This window comes from Shinella sp. SUS2 (genome assembly GCF_001262505.1).
Taxonomy (GTDB): Bacteria; Pseudomonadota; Alphaproteobacteria; order Rhizobiales; family Rhizobiaceae; genus Shinella.
This window is the reverse complement of the sequence record NZ_KQ410758.1, coordinates 13,081-33,016: the sequence shown is the minus strand read 5'-3', so window position 1 is coordinate 33,016 and position 19,936 is coordinate 13,081. Positions and strand designations below refer to the sequence as shown.

Below are 19,936 nucleotides of genomic sequence, written 5' to 3'. Positions count from 1 at the left end.
GTGTTGGTGACGTAACGCATCACCATCTTGGCACAATGCGATGCCGGTGGGAGGGGCATCCAACCCATCAGTGGCAACGTATGGCCCGCCCTGTTCGCAAGTAGAATTTTAGATCCCTGTACAGTCTGCTTCAACGTATTCGGTCTCACGGTCACGCCGTGGCCAAGATGGATATCCGCACGTCCGGAGCCTCAATAATCAACACGGCTTCAATGAGCCATTGCCACTGCTGGGCTTTCCGCACGCCGGTCAACTGTCAGGCCATCTACGGTCCTTCTCGCAAACATCATGGGCTGCAGCTGGACGCAGCCAATCTTGTTACGCCGCGGTGGCGCCGTACGCTCGCTCGAATGGGCAGTCCTTTCGTAATACCGCCCAGGCAATGCGGGCGAGCTTGTTTGCCAGCGCCACGATCACGACATTGCGGTGCATACCCCGGGAAAGCAGGCCTCGGAGCCATTGCCCGAGAGGGGTATCACTCCGACTGAGTGTCGGCATGGCCGCTCGCGCGCCGTGCACAAGCAGAGTTCGGAGGTAGACGTTACCACGCTTTGTGATGCCCAGCAGCCGTGGCTTGCCTCCGGTCGTAAACTGTCGTGGTACGAGCCCCAACCAAGCGCCGAGATCTCTGGCACGATCAAAGCCGCTGGCATTTCCTATAGCGGCGATCAGCGCTGTAGCATTCAGCGCCCCAATGCCTGGAATAGTTGTCAGCCTGCGCGCTGCGAGATTATCTCGGGCCAGCGACAAGAACTCGGCATTGAGAACTGCAATCTTGGTGTCGAGCACCTTCCATTCGTCTCGAAGCTCGGCAACCAGCCGGTGAACGCGCTCCGATAAGCCACTGGCCTGCTCTTCCAGCAGTGTGTCGACAGCACGCTCAAATTTGCACCGGCCAGCGGCGAAGATCAGGCCGCGTTCCAGTAGGATCGCGCGCATCTGATTGATCAGTGTCGTTCTTTCCGCAACGAGGCGTGATCGAACCCTGTGCAATGTCTGGATATCTAACTGCTCCTTGCTCTTCAGTTCAACAAACCGCATCGTCGGGCGAGATGCCGCCTCGGCAATGCCCTCGGCATCTCTGTCATCATTCTTCTGCGCCTTTACATATGGGCGGACATATTCCGGCGACATCAGCCGGATCTCATGACCGCTCGCGATAAAGAGCCGGCCAAGATGGTGAGCACCACAACAGGCCTCCATCGCGATAACACAGGTTGGCAGCTTCTCGACGAATTCGATCAATGTCTGTCGCCGCATCGTTCGACGGACAACCACAGCGCCGCGCTCATCTACCCCAACAACGCTGCAGCTGTTCTTCCCGATGTCGATACCCAATATGGAAATCTGCATGGCACGGCTCCTTTCCCTTCAAGAGAAGGACATCATACTCGATGTCCTCGGAAGGGCGGGCCATCCCATAATCAACACGGCGGGGCTCTCCCGTTCGCCTATCTTGACGCAAAACGCTCCGGCCGGAAGGTTGCAAGCATAGGATGCTCGGCGCCCGTCGCGATTTCGTGAGCCAGCAGTTCGCCAACGATGAGGCCAAGCGTTGCCCCGCTGTGGCTGAAGGCGACGTAGTAGCCCGGGATGGCCTTCAACGCGCCGACAACAGGCTCGCCATCACCGGGGATTGGCTTACCGCCGACGCCGATGGAAGCGACCTCAAGCTTCGGATTGCCCTCCATCACCTTCGCGGCCTCGGCCAGCAAGGCATCCACGACGGCCTCGTCAATGTGGTAGCCGCCATCCGCGCGCAGCCTCACGCCCTCGTCCGCCGCCCAGTCAGCATCCAGCGCGAAGCTGCCGCCCGGCGCTGGACGAACGGCGACGCGCGGCGTGTTCAGGACGGCGCGCAGGGGATGGGCGAGCGGCCTGGTCTGCACGAGAAGGGCGATCGGCGTCCCGTCGCCGATAGTGTGCCCGCTCTCGGCGGCCATCCTCGGCACGGCGGGGCCGGTCGCCAGCACGACGGCATCCGCCAGGAAACGTTCGCCCTTTGCCGTTTCAGCGCCGACGGCACGGCCGCCGTCGACAACGACCCGCGCGGTCCCCTGCTCCGTTACCAGCACGCCCCCGAGCGCGGAAAACTCCTTGAGAAGCAGGCCGATCAGCGCCGGCAGATCGACCCAGCCTTCACCGGGATTGAAAATCGCGCCCTGCCGCGTGATTGCGCGCGCATCGATGCCGGGCGTGACGCCGGCGACGGCAGCGGCCGGAAGCCACTGCGCATCGTAGGCAAGCGAGACTTCGTAGCGAAAGGCCGCGTCGATTTCGTTGCGCGCGTCGTCGGCATCCCAGGTCAGGCCGCCGTCGAAGCGAAGCCAGTCGGCATCCGGAAACCGCGCCGCAAGCGTGCGGTAGCGGTCGATGCCGGCCATGCGCAGCTGGTGATAGGGTTCCGAGCGCATACGTGCCGAGTTCAGCCAGGAGAGCGAGCGACCGGAAGCCCCGTTGGCCGGCGGGCCGTCGTTGAGAATGGTCACGCGGATGCCGCGCCGCGCAAGCTGCACGCCCGTGGAGACGCCGAAAATGCCGGCGCCGATGATGACTGCCGAAGAAATGGTGTTGTCGGTCATGGTGGTGTCTTTCAGTCGGTTGGTTATGCGGATGGATCAGGCTTCAAGGCTCTTCCCAGCGGCCGCTGACGGCGGAGCGGAAGAGCGCGTCGATCGCCTTCATGTTGGCGACCGTATCCTTCAGCCCCATATCGAGCGGCGTGCCGGAGAGCACGGCTTCAGCGAAGGCATCGGCCTGCTCGCGGTACTGGTCGACGGGTGCGATGGCGATCTCCTCGCGCCCGCCTCCGGCAAGATCGCGGCCGTCGTCCAGCACGAGCCGGGTCGGCGCATCGGCCGGCGCATTGAAGGGAATGGGGATTTCCAGGCGCGCCCGCGTTCCGAGGACCGTGACCTTCTGCGTGAGGGCAAGCTGGGTCGAACAGGTGAAGGCAAGCTGCCGGCCCTCGGGAAACGCCAGCAGCCCGCTCGTCAGCCGGTCCGTGCCGAAGGCGGGATCCCTCTCCATCAAGGCGATCGCCCGCAGCGGCTCCGCGCCGAACAGGAAGCGGGCGGTGTTTACGGCGTAGCAGCCGACGTCGAACAGGCCGCCCCCGCCGATATCCGCTTGGTTGCGCACATTCCGCGGGTCGTCCAGATAATAGGAGAAGATCGTCTGGATGGCCCTCACCTCGCCGAGCCGTCCCTCGTTCACCAATGCGCGCGCCGTCTTCCATTGCGGGTGATGGCGCACCATGAAGGCTTCGGCGACCGGGAGGCCGGCGGCCTTCTGCGCGGCCGCAAGCTCCATCGCCTGTGCGGCATCCAGCGCGATCGGCTTTTCGCAGAGCACCGGCTTGCCATGTTCCAGCGCCCTGATCGTCAGAGGCACATGCAGGTGATTGGGTAGCGGGTTGTAGATCGCATCGATCTCGGGATCGGCCAGGAGATCCTCGTAGCTGCCATGGGCCTTGGGAATGCCGAAGCGCGCCGCCATCTCCGTGGCCCTGTCCAGATCGCGGGAGGCAATGGCAGTCACGCGGCCGAGGCGGCTGGACTGGATGGCGGGGATGACCGCTTTCGCCGCGATGCTCGCGCAGCCGAGCACGCCCCATCGTATCCGTGGTGTCATGGTGTCCTCCTTCCCGCCTCAGAGCACTTCCGCAAGGAAGCGCTGGAGGCGCGGGCTTTGCGGATTGTCGAAGATCGCCTCGGGCGTGCCCGCTTCCACCACGCGCCCTTCGTCCATGAAGACGACCTGATCGGCGACGCGGCGGGCAAAGCCCATTTCATGCGTGACGACGACCATGGTCATGCCGCGCGTGCCGAGATCGGCCATCAGGTTGAGCACGCCCTTGACCAGTTCGGGATCGAGCGCGCTTGTCACCTCGTCGAAGAGAATGACTTCCGGTTCCATGGCGAGCGCGCGGGCGATGGCGACGCGCTGCTGCTGGCCGCCCGAGAGGCCGCCGGGACGGTGATGCTGCCGGCTCGCAAGGCCGACATCGGCAAGTCGCGCCTTGGCGATGCGCTCGGCCTCGGCCTTCGGCAGGCCCTTGATCTTCGTCAGCGAGAGCATGACGTTTTCCAGCGCTGTGTGGTCGGGGAAGAGGTTGAAGTGCTGGAATACCATACCGACCCGCCGGCGCAGGGTTTCCGGCTTCATGGCAAGGATGCTCTCGCCATCGATGAGGATCTCGCCGCTCTTCGGCTCGACGAGACGATTGAGCCCGCGCAGCAGCGTCGACTTGCCGGAGCCGGACGGGCCGATGATGCAGGTGACGCTGCCCGGCTTCACCGAGAGGTCGACGCCCTTGAGTACATCAAGCTCGCCATAGGCCATGCCGAGATTGCGTACATCGAGGCTTCCGCCCTTGAAGGCAGTTCCGGAGGTACGGCCGACACCGTCCAGTTCGCTGACCTCCTCCAGCCCGCTGGTGATGATCGCCGGGCGCTGCTTGCCGATGCGCAGGCGATTGTCGATGGCATTGACCACATGGGTGAGCGGCACGGTAACAACGAGATAAAAGACGCCCGCAAGGAGCAGCGGCGAAAGGTTGCCCGTCACCACGGCCTGGTCCTGCCCGACGCGAAATATTTCGCGTTCCGAGGCCAGCAGGCCGAGGAAATAGACCAGGCTCGAATCCTTGACGTTGCCGATGAACTGGTTGACGAGGGCCGGCAGCACGCGGCGCACGCCCTGCGGCACGACGATGAGGCGCATGCCCTGGCCGTAGCTCATCGACAGTGCCCGGCAGGCTTCCATCTGGCCGCGATCGACGCTCTGGATGCCCGATCGGAAAATCTCTCCGATATAGGCGCCGGCGATCAGGCTGAGCGCGAGGATGCCGAGCGGATAGGGCGACGGGCCGAACAGTTCGCGCCCGATGCGGGCAAACCCCTGGCCGATCAGCAGGATGGTGACGATGGCCGGCAGGCCGCGAAAGATATCCGTATAGAGGCGGGCGGGGATGCGCAGCCAGGGCGACCTGGAAATGCCCATGATGGCGAGCACCATGCCGATGGCGACGCCGAGCACCGTCGAGGCCGCGGCAAGGATCAGCGTGTTCTTCAGGCCGACCGTGATCATGGTCGGCAGGACTTCGGCCATGGCGTTCCAGTCAAGGAAGCTGCGGCGCAGGTTTTCAAGCCAGTTCATCAGGAGGTCCCTTGAAAGAAAGACCGGTCCGACCGACGAGGCCGGACCGGCAATACGGCATCACTGCTTGGGAAGATAGGCGTCCGGCATCGGCGTGCCGGGGAACCATTTTTCATGCAGGGTCTTCCAGGTGCCGTCCTGCATGGCGGCCTTGAGGCCCTTGTTCAGCGCCTCGCGCAGGGCGTCATTGCCCTTGCGGACGACGAAACCGGCCGGCGCGTCGAAACTCGGGATGTTGACGGCGATCTTCAGCTCGGGGTAGCGCGCCGAATAATCCTTTGCCGCCTCGTAATCGAGGAAATGCGCATCGACCGTGCCGTTGTTGAGCGCGGAGACGGCGGAGTTGTTGTCGGGGAACTTCACCAGGTCGGCGCCGGTGAAATTCTTCTCGGCATAGATTTCCTGCAGCGTGCCCTGCACCACGCCAAGGCGCTTGCCCTTGAGGCCGGCGGCATCGGTGATGCCGGCATCAGACGTCATCACGGTAAGGAAGCCCGCGAGATAACCATCCGAGAAATCGACTGTCTCCTTGCGCTTGTCCGTCGTGCCGATGGCGGCGGCGGCAACGTCGAAGCGGCTGTTGGCGACCGACGGCATCAGGGCGGAGAACTCCTGACCTGTAAAGATCACCTGCTCCTTTTTGAAGCCGAGGCGCTCGGCAACATTGAGGAAGAGTTCGATGTCGAAGCCGGTGAAGTTGCCGTCGGCTGTGGTGAAGGCATAGGGCTTGGCATCGCCCATCGTGCCGACACTGATGACTGCGGGATCGACGAGACCCAGCGGATTGTCCTGGGCGAGTGCCGCCGTCGGGGCGCTCGCCAGCACGCCAAAGGCAACCGCGAGGGCGCCTGCACGCAGCCGGGCAAAGGGGGAAGTGAGAGCTTCGATAAGTCGCATTCGTTTCGTCTCCTCTGGTGGTGTTTGCGATGTCTTCAAGGCATACGGGATCCTATCCGGACGGCGGCATTATCCGCGCGTCCAACCCATGCGCCTCGCATGCTGGAATTTGTGCTTCTTATTCCTTGAGACCGGTCTCATTATAAAAGAGACCGGTCTCTTTGGCTTTTGACGATTGTTATCTTCGCATTTGCCAGTCGTCAATATCTCTTGTAAGGCTACCGCTCATGGATCAGAGCCCACCGCGAAACACCTCCGTCACCGTTGCCGACGTTGCGCATAAAGCCGGCGTCTCGAAGGCGACTGCCGCACGCGTTCTGGGCAACTATGGAACTGTCAGCAACCGGGTACGCGAGGCCGTTACCGCCGCCGCACGCGCGCTCGATTACCGACCGAACGAACTCGCCCGCAGCATGACGACGGGCCGCTCGGGCACGATTGGCGTCGTGGTGGGCGATATCGAAAACCCGTTCTTCAGCCTTGCGGTGCGCGGCATCACCGATGTTGCCCGACAGGCGGGCTTCACCGTCATCCTCATAAATTCCGGCGAAGACGTTGCTACCGAAAAAGCGGCGATCCGGACCTTGCTTGCGAAACGTGTCGATGGCCTCATCGTCTCGCCGGCCAAGGAAAGCGATGTCGAGCACCTGCGCGAAGCCGCCCGCTCCGGCCTGCCGCTCGCGTTGCTGGATCGCGGCAGCGACGCACTCGACGTCGATACCGTCATAGCCGACGACCGCCACGCTGCTGAGGGCATTACCCGCCGGCTCGTCTCGCTTGGTCATCACCGCATCGCTTATCTCACCGCCTGCGATACGCCCGATCACCGCTTCCATGCGGCGGAAGACATCAATACCGGCTCGGTGCGCCGGCGCATCGAAGGGTTTCTCGGCGTCTGTCGCGAAGCTGGCCTGATCGGCATGGAGGATTGGGTGCATGTCGGCGCCGCGACGCCGGAACAAACGCATCGCATCGTCACCGCAATGCTGCAATCGGCACAACGCCCGACGGCCATCATCGCGTCGGACAGCGTGATAGGCCTTGAAGTGTTCAAGGTTTGCCGTGACCTTGGGCTCAGCATTCCGGACGACCTGTCGCTGGTCTCTTTCCACGACGCGGACTGGACGTCTGTTACGACGCCGCCCGTCACCGTCGTACGTCAGCCCGTCTACGGTCTCGGTGAGGCGGCGGCCAAACTGTTGGTCGCACGGCTAAACGGAAAGGCCGGCGCGGCCAACCGCATCGTTCTGCACACCGAAGTCGTCGACCGCGCCTCCATCGCCGACGCTCCAGTATAACATCGAGACATCCTCAGAACTGTACCGCAAGCCGCAGGGCATCCAGCATGGCGGCATGGACCGACCGGCTGCTGACGGCGTCGCCGATCCGATGTAATTCGAAGCCGGCGGGCGGCCGCGCGCGTAAGGGCGCGGCGCCCAGTAGGCTTTCGACCGCCGTGGCGCCGTCATTTGCTGAGAGCTGGCGCAGGTCCGCGAAAAGGTCGTTCACCGGCACGGTGCCATGCTCGACAATAACCTGCGCGTGGGTCTCGAGCATTTCCCGGCCAGTCAGCAGGTGGCGCAACACCACCTCGCGTCGCCCCTCCCGCACGCTCACCGACACCAATTCGTATTCTAGCAGCACCCGAACATCCCGTTCGGCGAGCGCCTTGCGATAGGTGATGCTCGAATGGTGCTCCATTTCCGGCGCGACGGAGGGGTCGCGGGCAACGAATGTCACCCTCTTTCCCGCAGAGGCAATTTCCGCGGCAGCCGAGGGTGCGGGATGGCGTCCGGTCGCGTCGTAGATCAGCACCTCGTCAGCGATCTGCATTGGATTGCCGAGCGCATCGGAGACACTGAGGCAAAGGTCGCTGCCTGCGACCGGACCAAAATCCGGAATGCCGCCGGTGGCGACGAAAACCAAGTCGGGTTGTTCGGCAAGAACCTCGGCCGCCTCCGCGTACACATTCAGCCGAACGTCGACGCCGAGCCGCTCCAGTTCGGCGGCGCGCCAGTCGATGATGCCGATCAGGGCGCGACGAAGCCTGGTTCTCGCGGCCAGCACCAGCTGCCCGCCAAGCCGATCGGCCGCCTCCAGCAGTACAACCCGGTGTCCCCGCGCAGCAAGCACCCGCGCCGCCTCCAGCCCCGCCGGTCCGCCCCCGACGACGACTGCCTTTCGTCCCGCCTGCGGCGAGCGCTCGATCACCTGCGGCAGCCAGGTGTCACGACCTGTCGCCGGATTGTGGATGCAATGCACCGGGCGATAGAGACAGTGCGAAGCGCCCACGCAGGGGCGGATTTCCTGTTCCCGGCCTGCTCGCAGCTTGTTGACGATCTGGGGGTCGGCCATGTGCGCCCGCGTCATGCCGACCATATCGACCAGCGCTGCTTCGACCGCGTAACGCGCCGTCGCGACATCGGCAATCTTCGCGGCGTGGAAGACCGGAAGATCCGTCTGTGCCTTGAACGATCCGACCTGATGCAGCCACGGCGCGGAGGCGGCCGTCATGTCGGGAATGTTGTAGACGAGCAGGTTGAGACGCGTGTCGAACCGGCCGAAAATACAGTTGAAGAAATCGACCAGCCCTTCCCGCTCCAGCCTGTTGGCAGCCGTAACCGCCTCGGCGAAGCTCAAGCCGTCCTTGTGGTCCTCATCGATCGTGTAGCGGATGCCCACCGGATAATCGCTACCGACCTCCCGGCGGATCTCCTCGTGGACCATGCGCAGGAAGCGCATGCGGTTTTCCAAGGAGCCGCCGAACTCATCCGTGCGGCGATTGACCATCGGCGACAGGAATTGCCCAATCAAATGGCCGCCGGTCATCGTCTCGATGCCGTCAAGCCCGCCCTCCCGCGCGCGCCGCGCTGACTGGCCGAAGTCGCGCACGATGCGCGCGATGTCGTGGCGGTCCATTTCATGTGCAAAGCTGCGGTTATAGTCCTCGCGCGAGTGGGAGGGGCCGAGCGCGGGAAGCCAGGCGCCGACAGTGGCGTTGGCACGCCGGCCGACATGGGAGATCTGGCACATCAGCGCCGCGCCATGGCGATGGACGCGTTCGGAGAAGGCACGGAACACCGGGACGACCGCATCGCTCGACACGTCGAGCTGCGTGCCACCCCAGCTCGTATCGGCGGAAACGCGCGCCGAGCCGCCGAACATCGTCAGCGCGAGCCCGCCCTTGGCCTTTTCCTCGTGATAGCGCTGATAGGCGTCGAGCGGAAGGCCGCCCTCGTCGAGGGCGGTCTCGTGGCTGGTGCTCATGATCCGGTTGCGCAGGGTGAGCCGGCCAACCTGCAACGGCCGCAGCAGCGGATCGGCCCTTCCTGCTGGCGCAACGGCCGGATTTTTCTCCTCCATGCCCGCACCGCCTAAGCCGGACCGAGGGCCTTGCGCATGGCCTCGATGCACTGTTTCAGGGGCGGGGTGGGATCGACATTGTATTTCCAGTTGGTCAGTTCGATCGTCAGCGAACCCTCGTAATTCTGGCTGCGCAGATAGGCGGTAAGTTCGTCGAGGTCGATGATGCCGTCGCCCCAGGCGAGATGACTGCCACCGGCATCGGAATCTGTGAAATGCACATGCGCGACGCGGCCGGCGAGATGGGTAAAATAATCCTGAGGCGTCTCATGTGTCATCACCGCGCCTGCCACGTCATAGACCGCGAACAGCTCGGGGCTGTTCAGCGTGTCCATCAGGTTGCGGATTTCCCTGGCCGAGCGGATGATGTTGGCAAAGGAATCCGGCAGTGATTCCATCCAGAGATCGATGCCGAGTTTTTGCGCGCGGTCGCAGAGGATGCCCATGGAATCGACGCAGCGCTCCAGCGCCTGTTCCGCGGGCTCGTCGCGATAACCGCCGCCTGCCGTCACCAGAAGTGCCGGGGCACCGCATTCGGTGGCGAATTCCATGGATTCCAGGAAATAGCGCACCGAACGGTCGCGCAGCTCCGCTTCCTTCGCTGAGATGTTGATCGGATAGATGCACTGCTCCGGCGTGAAGGCGACGATATCGAGGCCCATGCCCCGCACTTTTCGTCCCAGCGCCCGCGCATCGGCCAGCGTCTTGTCACCGATATAGAAATGCGGCGCGGCGGCCCATAGCTCGATGCGAGAGACGCCGGCCTCGCAGACATCGGCCAGAAACCGATCCATCGTATGCCGGACATAGTGGAAATTCATCACGCTGATATTACGTTCATCCAGTGCCATGTCTCTACTCCTCCAATGGTCGCCTGTATAAAAGAATTCTCAAATATTGTGAGAACGTTCTCTCATGATTTCGTACAAATTCGTGTATTGTTGCCGGGCTAAGGCGTCCTGAGACCGAATTCGGTCATTGTCTCCTCGATGAAGGCGGCGGCCTGCGTCGCAGCCTCATCCGGCGTCCAGCCCAGATGTCGCGCCGCCAGTTTGGCAGCCGTTTCCGCAAAGCGTCGACCGAGATCCGCCTCCCAGCCGACGGAGAGGCGGCGGCGAAGGATGTCCGAGAGCGTGCATGCCTGCTCGTTGAGGACGGCATGGGCGACCGAGGCTTCGGTGACACAATGCAAATCCGGGTGGGGCGGCAAAGGCAGGTCCAGCGGGCGTGGCGAGCCGGACGGCCTCAGCCGGCGGGCAACGGCGCGCCTCAGCCGCCGCCCGGCGTCGCGATGGGTCATCAGCAGCCCGCCGGTGAAAGTGAAGACATTCGGCAGGCCTTCGTCGGTGAGGTCATGCTCGCGAACAGCGGGCGCGGAACCCCTGCCGTCCTTGGCGAGGCTACGCGGCCGCACGCCCGCCCAGGCATAGAGCACATCCTCGCGCGTTAGCCCGAAGCCCGGGAACAGGCGGCCGAGCTGATCGAGAATGGCCGCAATCTCGGCCTCCGTGGCGCGAAAACCTTCCGACCTGCCGTCCGAGATAGAATCCCAGGGCCCGACATAATGAAGTTCGCCCAAGGGGATCAAATAGAAGGGCGCGCCGGCCGCAGTCACGGTCTCGAAACCGATGCCGCGCAGGCTTTCTGGTAGCCGAACGACGATATTCGTGCCCTTTTCGCCGGTATTCTTGCGCAGATGCGGAGCCCCAGCCATGGCGGTGATCTCGTCGACCCAAACGCCGGCGCAATTGACGACGGCGCGCGCGAGAACGTCGCGCGAGCCCTTGGCTGCCTCCAGTGTAATCCGCCAGAAGTCGCCCTCCCGCGCCAGCCCCGTCACCGCCGTATGGTTCAGCGCCTCCATGCCGATCGCCCGGGCCTTCATGATCGTATCGACAACGATGCGCTCCGGCCAATGATACTGGTATTCGGTGAAAGTCATCGCTCCGCCGATATCCTGCAACCCCGCCATGCCCTGAAGCCCCGGATGCGCCCGCGCTTCCGCGGCAGACAGAATGCGAAGGTCGAGCGGCACCCGGCCGCCGTCGCTGGCTGCCATCAGGCGAAAGGCAAGCCGGGCCTTCCAACGGGGAATGGCGTTTTCCGGAGTTAGCGGAACGATGAAGGTGACGGGTTTTACCCGCTCGGGCGCCAGGCGCACAAACTCCGCCCGCCCTTGCATCGCGCGGCGCATCAGGCTGAGGCACTCGATGGCGCTGCGCGGATGGGCGAGAAAGGTGGCGATCGAGCCGCTGGCGGCCGAGAGATAGCCGAGCCCGCAATGCTGCAGGCGCGAGGTTCTGCTGGATGTCCCCGCACCATAGTCGTCGCGCTCGACCAGCAACGTGCGATAGCCGGCCGCCGCCAAGTGCTGCCCTGCCGATGCGGCGATGATGCCTCCGCCGACTACGAGTGTGTCGTAGACACCGCTCACGCTCACCTCCCCGCCATCGCCACAGCGACAGATTCTTACTCCGAATGTGAGAACGTTCGCAAAATTTTGCCAATGGTGTCAAGACCGCTTGACGACAAAGCCGAGGCTATAATACGTATTATAACGTCATATAGAAAGGTTCGCCCATGTCCCTCCCCTCTGCCTTCGATGCCGGCGTCGTTGCCGGGCTCTCCGCGCTTGACGCAAAATCGGTGAAGCATGTGTTCTTCGTCGCCTGCGGCGGCTCGCTGTCGGTCATGCATCCGGCAAAGTTCCTGCTCGACCAGCATTCACCGCTGCCCTCGGATGTCTACAACGCCGCCGAGTTCGTCTCCCGCGCGCCGCGTGCGCTCGACAAGAAATCGCTGGTTATTCTCTGCTCGATGACCGGCACCACGAAGGAAACTACCGCCGCGGCCGAATTCGCACGCTCGAAGGGCGCGACCACCATCGGCCTGACGGTCGAGCCCGCCTCGCCGCTCGCCAAGGCGGTCGATCATGTCGTCGGCTTCGAAGCGCCCTACACGACCGGCGTGCCGATCGATGCCAAGGACAGCAACTATTCGCGGATCTACCAGATCGTCATGGGCCTCGTGGCGCTGACCGGCGGCGAAGACCTGACCGGGACGCTGATCGGCAGCCTTGCCGCCCTGCAGCCGGCGATCGATCGGGCGCATGCAACCTTCGCGCCGATGTTTGAGGACTACGCGCCACGCTTTGCCAAGGAGGACGTGATCTATACCGTCGCCAGCGGCGCGAGCTACGGCGCGGCCTATTCCTTCGCCATCTGCGTGCTCATGGAAATGCAGTGGATCAACAGCCAGGCGATCCACGCCAACGAATTCTTCCACGGCCCCTTCGAGGTGCTGGACAAGGACCGCGCCTTCATCCTGCTGAAGGGCCTCGACAGCACGCGACCGCTCGAACAGCGCGCCGACGAATTCCTGCACCGCTTCGGCTCGGCGGAGAACATTCTGGTTCTCGATGCCGAAAAGCTCGATCTCTCGGGCATCGATCCGCAATTCCGGGGCAATGTCGTGCCGCTGATCTTCTTCGACACGCTCTGGCGTTTCGCCTATAAGATCGCCGACCTGCGCAAGCACGAAATGCTGGAAGCGCGGCGCTACATGAAAAAGATCAGCTACTGAGAAAGCCCGGAAGAGCGGATGGAAGACCAAGCGAATCTCTTGCCGCTCTATGAACAGGTCCGGCGCGCGATCCTCGCCGGCATCGATGCCGGCGAGTTCGCCGAGGGCAGCTTCCTGCCTCCGGAACCGGAGTTGATGGCGCGTTATGAGGTCAGCCGGATCACCCTCAGGCGCGCCATCGGAGAGCTTTGCGCCGATGGCCGCCTGCAGCGGCAGCAGGGCCGCGGCACGATCGTCATGCCGGGCAAGGTACGCCAGACCCTGGTCTCTCTGTCAGGCTTTTCCGAGACCATGGATGGGCTCGGCCGGAGGGCCGGCCACCGCATCCTCTCGCGTTCCGACAATCCGGACGCCCCGGCCATCCGGGCCCGGCTGCAGGCCGAAGCACTGATCCGCTTCGACAGGCTGCTGGAGGATAACGGCCGGCCGATGACGCTTGAAACGCTCTGGTTCGATGCGCTGCGCTTTCCCGACGTGATCAAGCCGGTCGCCGGCGGCGGTTCCTTCTTCGCGGCCCTGCGCGAAAAAGCCGGCATCGAGCCGGCTCATGCCGAGCGGCAGATCGATGTCGCCCTTGCCACCGCCGGCGAGCGCTCCATCCTTGCCGTCAGCGCCGCCCAGCCCGTTTATCGCATCGAAAAGATCGTCACCGATGCCGAGGGCCGACCGCTCGCCTTTTCGCAGCTCGTCACGCCCAGCCATCTGGTCACCTACACGATCAAGACCTGAAAGGTTCGACATGCATGTTTTCGACGCCGCCGCCGTTCACGCGGCGCTTCCCTGGCCGTATCTGATCGAGGCCCTGCGCAAGGCGCATCTCGGCGGCATGCCTGCTTCCGAGGTCGTGGTGCAATCCGATCCCGCCGGCGGCGACGCACAGTTCGTCACCCTGCCCGGCTGGGCGTCCGGCGGCCCGATCGTCGTGAAAATGGTCGGCGTCTTTCCGCAGAATGCGAATCTCGAGCCGCCGCAGCCCGCCGTTCAGGGACTGGTAGCGCTGTTTGACGGCAAGACCGGCGGACCGCTGCTGGTCGCCGACGGCGCGGCCATGACGGCGCGCAAGACCGCCGCCGACTCCGCCCTTGGCTCCGCCATTCTCGCCCGCGAGGATGTGGAAGACCTGCTGATCGTCGGGGCCGGCGCTCTCGCGCCGCATTTTGCCGAAGCACATCTGACCGCCCGGCCGTCGTTGCGGAGGGTCACGATTTGGAACCGCACGTCCGCCCGCGCCGAAGCCGTGGCGGCCGAGCTTCGGGCAACGGGTATCGACGCGAGGGCAACCGACGATCTCGACGGCGTCGTCGCCCGCGCCGATATCGTGTCCTGCGTGACAATGTCGGATACAGCACTGGTCAAGGGCGCGCTCCTGCGGCCCGGCACCCATCTCGATCTTGTCGGCGCTTACCTGCCCACGCTTCGGGAGGCGGATGATGCAGCCCTTGTGCGCGGCACGATCTTCGTCGACAGCCGCAACAACATGAAAGGCGGCGGCGATCTTTCGCAGGCCGTCGCCTCCGGCGCCATCACCTGGGACGCGGTGAAGGCCGATCTTTTCGAACTCGCGCAGGGAAAAAGAGAAGGCCGTACCGGCGCCGGCCAGATCACCGTGTTCAAGAACAACGGCGGTGCCCATCTCGACCTTTTCACCGCATCCGCCTTATCGCAGACGCTCGGCTGACGCTTTACGCGTCAGCCAGGACGCGCGCCAGGAACGCCCGCGTGCGGTCATGCTGCGGGCGCGTCAGCACGTCCCCCGGCCGGCCTTCTTCCACGATCACCCCGCCATCCATGAAGATCAGATGGTCGGCCACATCGCGCGCAAAACCCATTTCATGGGTAACCACGACCATGGTCATGCCGTCATCGGCCAACTGCCGCATGACGGCCAGAACCTCGCCGACAAGCTCCGGGTCGAGCGCCGAGGTCGGCTCGTCGAACAGCATCACGTCCGGTTTCATCGCCAGAGAGCGGGCGATCGCCGCACGCTGCTGCTGGCCGCCGGAGAGCTGGGCTGGATAGTAGTTCGCCCGCTCCTTCATGCCGACGCGCTCCAGGAGCACCATCGCCTCCTCGACCGCCGCGGCCCGCGGGACGCGCTTGACGAGAACCGGGGCCTCGATGACATTTTCGAGCACGGTCTTGTGCGGAAACAGATGGAAGCCCTGGAACACCATGCCCATGCGCTGGCGCTGGCGGGCCAGTTCGTTGAAGCTCATCTCATAGAGCTTGTCGCCCTTCCAGCGCACGCCGACGGGCTCACCATTGAGGAAGACGGCGCCGCCCGTGGGCTTTTCGAGATAGTTCAGGCAGCGCAGCAGCGTGCTCTTGCCGGAACCGGAAGGGCCGACGATGCAGGTCACGTCGCCGCGCATCACCGCGACATCGATGCCGCGCAACACCTCATGGGCGCCGAAACTCTTGCGCAGGCGCTCGACCTTCAGCAGCGGTTCGATCATCATCTCGGCGTTCATCCCTGGGCCTCCCGTTGGCGCGCGAACAGGCGGAACATGCCGCCGGATTTCTTCTCACCCGCGCGATGGTCGGATTTCAATCGATGCTCGACAGCATGTTCCACGGCCGTCAGGATGGTGGTGAGCACGAGATACCAGATGGTCGCGACCAAAAGCAGCGGCACGGTCTGGTAGGTGCGCGCATAGACCATCTGCGCGGAATAGAGCAGATCGGGCAGCGCCAGCACGGAAACGAGCGAGGTGAATTTCAGCATCGAGATCGTATCGTTGCCGATCGGCGGAATGACGATGCGCAGCGCCTGCGGCAGCACGATACGGCGAAGCGCCTGGCCGCGCGTCAGCCCAAGCGTCGCGGCGGCCTCCGTCTGGCCGGTATTGATCGCCTGGATGCCGGCGCGGATCATTTCGGCGGCATAGGCGCTTTCGGTGAAGGCCAGGCCCATGATGGCGGCGCTGAACGGCGTGATGAGTTCATTGGTATTCCAGGAGATGAGCTTCGGCCCGCCGAACGGAATACCGATCGAGATCTCCGGCAGGAGAAGCGCCAGATTGTACCAGAAGATCATCTGCACCAGTGGCGGCACGCCACGGAAAAACCAGATCCAGCCCCAGCTCACCGACTGGAAGACGCTGCTGGCCGACAGGCGCATGATGGCCAGCACGACGCCGATCGCCAGCCCCAGCACCATGGCGAGCGTCGTCAGGAGCAGCGTCATGCCGAGACCGGAAAGGATCGCCGGGTTGAACATATACTCGGCGACGACGCTCCACTGCATGTTCTTGTTGGTGACGAGCACCTGAAGGAAGACGACGGCGAGGATCGCAAGCGCCACGCCGCCGATCCAGTGGCCGACCTTTGGCACCGCAATGGGCTTCACATCATGGATGGAGGGGCGCGAAAGTGGTTCTTCAGACATCGTCATTCCTAGCTGCCCGCTTCGGGCCTGTCCGATCCGGCCCGAAGCGGGCTTCGGGCCGGAATGGTTTTGCATGCGGCAAAACGGTGCCTCACAGATCGGCCGGATGCTCTTCCGTGATCAGCAGCGCCTTGCTCAGCATGCCGCTGTCGTTGAGGCCCCACTTGGCCATGATCTTCTCATAGGTGCCGTCGTCGATCATCGACTGGATCGCATCCGTCAGCACCTGGCCGAGCGGATCGCCCTTGCGCACGCCGATGCAGCTATTGACCGGCGACAGGACCAGATCGGACACCTTCAGGTCGCCGGTCTGTTTAGCCATATAGGCAAGCTTCACCGATCCGCCCACCGTCGCCTGCGCCCGGTTGGAGCGCACGGCAAGCTCCGCCTGTGCCTGCGTGCCATGCGTCTGCATGACGACCGGCTTGTCCTTGCACTCATTGGCGTTCAGTTTTTCAAGAAGGCCGATGTCCCAGGAGCCGTTCAGGACGGCGATCGTCAGCCCGCAGGCATCCTCTGCCGACTTGATGTCGAGCGTGCTGTCTTTCGGATAGGCAAAGGAGGTGCCGATGCGGCGCTGGGAAACGAAGTCGAGCGTCTTCAGGCGCTCCGCCGTCGTACCGAAGGACGAGAAGCCGGCATCGAAACGCTTGGACTGCAGGCCCGGAATGATGGCGTCGAAGCTCGTGCCCTCGAAGGTGAAGGTCACGCCGAGGCGCTGTTCCATCTCCTTGGCGATGTCGACGCTCCAGCCCTTGAGCTGGCCATCGGCATCCTGGTACTCGTCCGGCGCCCAATCGTTGAAGACCGCGGCCTTGATGCCGTTGTCCTTGTATTCCTGCGGCAGCGCATCGTGCAGCGCGGGAATGACATCGGCCAGCGCCGGCATCGCCAGCGCGGCGCTCAGCACACATCCGGCCAGAATGGATTTAAACATGACGACCTCCTTGTTGTAGCGAACCCGGCGGGCTCGGACTTCCGTTCTCTGGTTCCCCTTGAAAAATTAACGAGAACGTTCTCACATATGAGACACGGAGATTGCCCTGCCGTCAAGCGCCGTCTTATCAAGACATCGCGCTCAAAGCCGTTGAAAACCCCTGCCGATCTGCTAACACCTATAAAGAGTTGCCGATTTTTCCCGACGAGACATGAAAAGATTCTCAGTTCGGCAGATCAGTTTGTGAGAGGAATGGCCACGTGGCTCCGAAAAGCAAGGCAACGATCACAGAGGTTGCACGGGCGGCGGGTGTTTCCACGGCGACTGCAGGACGCGTGCTCGGCGGCTACGGCTACACCAGCGATGACAAGAAGGAACAGGTTCTCAAGGCGGCCCAAAGCCTCGGCTATCGCCCCAATGCGCTGGCCCGTAGCCTCATCACCGGCAAGACCCGCACGCTCGGCGTCGTCGCCGGCGATATTCAGAACCCGTTCTACGCCTCTGTTTTGCGCGGCATTTCCAACGTCGCGGAAGCGAACGGCTTCGGCCTGTTGATCACCAACAGCGATGAGGCGCAGCCCAAGGAGGTTCACTCGGTCGAGCTTCTGACGCAAAAACAGGTGGACGGGCTGATCGTCACGCCGAGTGATACGCGCAAGGCGCGGCATTTGCATAGTCTCAAGGCTATGGGCGTTCCACTCGTGCTGATCGACCGCGCCGTTGCCGGTCTGATGGTCGATCGCGTCGCGACCGACAACATAGCCGCGTCGGAGCAGGCCGTGCGCCATTTGATCGCCGCCGGCCATCGCCGGATCGGCATCGTGGCGGAACTCGCGGACGAAGAGAGCGGCGGGCTGGAGACCTTCCTCGCCCGCGCCGTCGCCGGCGATCCTATCGAAAGCGAGACGCTCTATCCGAGCTGGCAGCGTCTTCTCGGCTATATCCGCGCGCACCGGATCGAAGGCCTGCCTGTAGATCCGTTCCTGACACTGCGGGCCGGCAGCTATTCCGCCTTGGCCGCACAGGCCGTCGTACCGCGCCTGATGACAAGCCCTGAGCCTCCAACGGCGCTGTTCACCACGGACGGCACCATGTCGGAAGGCGCCATGCGGGCGCTCGCCGAGTTGAAGCTCTCCATCCCGCAGGATGTATCGATCATTTGCTTTGACGATCTCGACTGGATGAGTTTTCACCGTCCCGGCATCACCACCGTCGCACAGCCGCGGCTTGCCATGGGCGAGGCCGCCGCGCGGATGCTGCTGGAGCGCATCCGCGGTGAGGACTATCCGCCGCGCACCGTGCTGATGCCTGCGGAATTGATCGAACGCGGCTCGGTTGCGCAGCTCTGATTTCCGGGCGGAACAGTCCTCCCCGCAAGCCGAACGCGAGGACTTATTGCCTGTTGTTTTTCCATACCGTTCTCGCGGCAATACCGACGGCCACCCTTCACCGAGCCTGGCCGTTTCCTCCATATTTCATCATCGCTCCTGATATCCGGCGCGCGCGGCTTACGAAATCGGTTGCCTTTTTCGGTTCGACCTTTTACTTGAGAACGTTCTCAGCTTAATTCTCAGGAGAGCCTGCCCGATGCCGCGTCCCGCCAGAATTCTCGCCTTCGGCGACAATGTCGTCGACTGCTACCGCGACCAGAACCTGATGTTTCCCGGCGGGAACTGCGTCAATCATGCCGTCTTCGCAAGCCGCGCCGGCGCCGAAACCGCCTATGCCGGCGCGGTCTGCGACGACGATGCCGGCCGCCTGATCCGCCGCGCGCTGACCGAGGAAGGCGTGGATGTCTCGTCGCTGCGGGTTGAGCCGGGGCAGACAGCCTATTGCGTGATCGAGACGCGGGACGGCGACCGGGTCTTCGTGGGCGCCAATCTCGGCGTCTCGATCATCGCGCCGACAAGGACAGATCTGACGCGGCTTTCGGATTTCGATGCCCTCCACACCGGCCGGTCGAGCCATGTGGACGCCTGGCTGCCGCGCTTTGCCGAGGAGACGAAAATTTCGTACGATCTCGCCACCGTGCACGATCCTGACCGCATCGCACGGGTGGCGCCGCACTGCTTCCTGATCGCCTTCTCCGCCGGCGGCACGTCCCGTGAGGATTCGTTCGCGCTGGCCGAACGCGCCCGCATGGCGGGTGCCTACTGGAGCCTCGTCACCCGTGGCATCGAAGGCGCTATTCTCGCCGGCGACAGCGGCATCGTCGAAGTCCCGGCCAAACGGGTCGACCCCATCGACACGCTGGGAGCCGGCGACACCTACATCGCCAACGTCCTCGTCGGCCTGCTCGATGGCCTCCAGCCCGAAGTCATCCTGACTAAAGCCGCAGAAGCCGCCGCGCAAACCTGCCTGATACGCGGCGCCTTCGGCCACGCTTCCCCGATGAGCATCGACCTTTCAAATATGATGAGCCTGGAAGAGGTCTATCGCACCACCCGCCCTGCGGAGGCGCCTCAGGAAGTCTGAGAGCAGGCGCTGGCCCTCGCAAGTTGGCTAGGCAACGGGATCATCAGGAACCCTTTCCAAGCTCTTGATGAGATACGAACCGGCCACCCGCCGGTCGCCCGCAGCCCTTCGAACTTGCGGCTGCGAATATATAC

General features: G+C 63.6%; 17 protein-coding genes. 6 read left to right on the top strand and 11 right to left on the bottom strand.

The genetic code is table 11. The features are described from left to right. Positions 1–318: 318 nt before the first annotated feature. The 5 genes from AKG11_RS30515 to AKG11_RS30495 form a co-directional block, all read right to left on the bottom strand. Positions 319–1,353 carry an IS110 family RNA-guided transposase gene (locus tag AKG11_RS30515; RefSeq protein ID WP_050746683.1) on the bottom strand — a complete coding sequence of 345 codons (1,035 nt, stop codon included), beginning with the start codon at positions 1,351–1,353 and terminating at the stop codon, positions 319–321. A gap of 98 nt (positions 1,354–1,451) precedes the next feature. After that, a complete protein-coding gene (locus tag AKG11_RS30510) occupies positions 1,452–2,582 on the bottom strand; it encodes an NAD(P)/FAD-dependent oxidoreductase (RefSeq protein ID WP_050746682.1) in 1,131 nt (376 codons plus the stop codon). A gap of 43 nt (positions 2,583–2,625) precedes the next feature. Further along, a complete protein-coding gene (locus AKG11_RS30505) occupies positions 2,626–3,633 on the bottom strand; it encodes a Gfo/Idh/MocA family protein (protein WP_050746681.1) in 1,008 nt (335 codons plus the stop codon). Between the two features lie 18 nt (positions 3,634–3,651). Continuing rightward, positions 3,652–5,160, bottom strand: coding sequence for an amino acid ABC transporter permease/ATP-binding protein (locus AKG11_RS35790; protein ID WP_050746680.1), 1,509 nt, complete (start codon positions 5,158–5,160; stop codon positions 3,652–3,654). A gap of 60 nt (positions 5,161–5,220) precedes the next feature. Further along, a complete protein-coding gene (locus AKG11_RS30495) occupies positions 5,221–6,057 on the bottom strand; it encodes a transporter substrate-binding domain-containing protein (RefSeq protein WP_050746679.1) in 837 nt (278 codons plus the stop codon). A 227-nt stretch (positions 6,058–6,284) separates the two neighbouring features. On the opposite strand from AKG11_RS30495, the gene AKG11_RS30490 reads away from it, so the two are divergent. After that, positions 6,285–7,355, top strand: a complete 1,071-nt coding sequence (locus AKG11_RS30490; RefSeq protein ID WP_050746678.1) for a LacI family DNA-binding transcriptional regulator — start codon at positions 6,285–6,287, stop codon at positions 7,353–7,355. Between the two features lie 13 nt (positions 7,356–7,368). Here the strand turns inward: AKG11_RS30490 and AKG11_RS30485 are convergent, their stop codons facing one another. The 3 genes from AKG11_RS30485 to AKG11_RS30475 all read right to left on the bottom strand — a co-directional run bounded on the left by AKG11_RS30485 (position 7,369) and on the right by AKG11_RS30475 (position 11,854). Beyond that, positions 7,369–9,420, bottom strand: a complete 2,052-nt coding sequence (locus AKG11_RS30485; protein ID WP_050746677.1) for an NADH:flavin oxidoreductase — start codon at positions 9,418–9,420, stop codon at positions 7,369–7,371. Positions 9,421–9,431: 11 nt separating this feature from the next. Further along, positions 9,432–10,271 (bottom strand): sugar phosphate isomerase/epimerase family protein, encoded by an 840-nt coding sequence (locus AKG11_RS30480; protein WP_050746676.1) that lies wholly within the window; start codon positions 10,269–10,271, stop codon positions 9,432–9,434. Positions 10,272–10,369: 98 nt separating this feature from the next. Next, positions 10,370–11,854, bottom strand: coding sequence for an FAD-dependent oxidoreductase (locus tag AKG11_RS30475; RefSeq protein WP_003501629.1), 1,485 nt, complete (start codon positions 11,852–11,854; stop codon positions 10,370–10,372). A 146-nt stretch (positions 11,855–12,000) separates the two neighbouring features. Here AKG11_RS30475 and AKG11_RS30470 point away from each other — a divergent pair, with 146 nt between their 5' ends. From AKG11_RS30470 to AKG11_RS30460, 3 genes are read left to right on the top strand one after another with little or no spacing between them, the layout of a single operon-like run. Next, positions 12,001–13,002, top strand: coding sequence for an SIS domain-containing protein (locus AKG11_RS30470; protein ID WP_050746675.1), 1,002 nt, complete (start codon positions 12,001–12,003; stop codon positions 13,000–13,002). A gap of 18 nt (positions 13,003–13,020) precedes the next feature. Beyond that, entirely contained in the window at positions 13,021–13,731 is a 711-nt protein-coding gene (locus AKG11_RS30465; protein WP_050746674.1) for a GntR family transcriptional regulator, read from the top strand. 10 nt (positions 13,732–13,741) lie between these two features. Next, positions 13,742–14,680 carry an ornithine cyclodeaminase gene (locus AKG11_RS30460; RefSeq protein ID WP_003501635.1) on the top strand — a complete coding sequence of 313 codons (939 nt, stop codon included), beginning with the start codon at positions 13,742–13,744 and terminating at the stop codon, positions 14,678–14,680. A gap of 4 nt (positions 14,681–14,684) precedes the next feature. Here the strand turns inward: AKG11_RS30460 and AKG11_RS30455 are convergent, their stop codons facing one another. The 3 genes from AKG11_RS30455 to AKG11_RS30445 all read right to left on the bottom strand — a co-directional run bounded on the left by AKG11_RS30455 (position 14,685) and on the right by AKG11_RS30445 (position 17,327). After that, on the bottom strand, positions 14,685–15,473 hold the full coding sequence (locus tag AKG11_RS30455) for an amino acid ABC transporter ATP-binding protein (protein WP_003501637.1): 789 nt from the start codon (positions 15,471–15,473) through the stop codon (positions 14,685–14,687). Beyond that, the gene (locus AKG11_RS30450) at positions 15,470–16,390 is read right to left on the bottom strand and encodes an amino acid ABC transporter permease (RefSeq protein WP_050746687.1); all 921 of its coding nucleotides are present in this window, start codon (positions 16,388–16,390) and stop codon (positions 15,470–15,472) included. The genes AKG11_RS30455 and AKG11_RS30450 overlap by 4 nt, the downstream gene beginning before the upstream one ends. A 91-nt stretch (positions 16,391–16,481) precedes the next feature. Next, positions 16,482–17,327, bottom strand: coding sequence for an ABC transporter substrate-binding protein (locus tag AKG11_RS30445; RefSeq protein WP_003501639.1), 846 nt, complete (start codon positions 17,325–17,327; stop codon positions 16,482–16,484). 260 nt (positions 17,328–17,587) lie between these two features. Here AKG11_RS30445 and AKG11_RS30440 point away from each other — a divergent pair, with 260 nt between their 5' ends. Both AKG11_RS30440 and AKG11_RS30435 read left to right on the top strand, forming a co-directional pair. Then, positions 17,588–18,676: a LacI family DNA-binding transcriptional regulator gene (locus AKG11_RS30440; RefSeq protein WP_003501640.1), complete on the top strand. Its 1,089-nt coding sequence runs from the start codon at positions 17,588–17,590 to the stop codon at positions 18,674–18,676. Between the two features lie 238 nt (positions 18,677–18,914). Then, positions 18,915–19,802: a PfkB family carbohydrate kinase gene (locus AKG11_RS30435; RefSeq protein WP_003501642.1), complete on the top strand. Its 888-nt coding sequence runs from the start codon at positions 18,915–18,917 to the stop codon at positions 19,800–19,802. Positions 19,803–19,936: the final 134 nt, after the last annotated feature.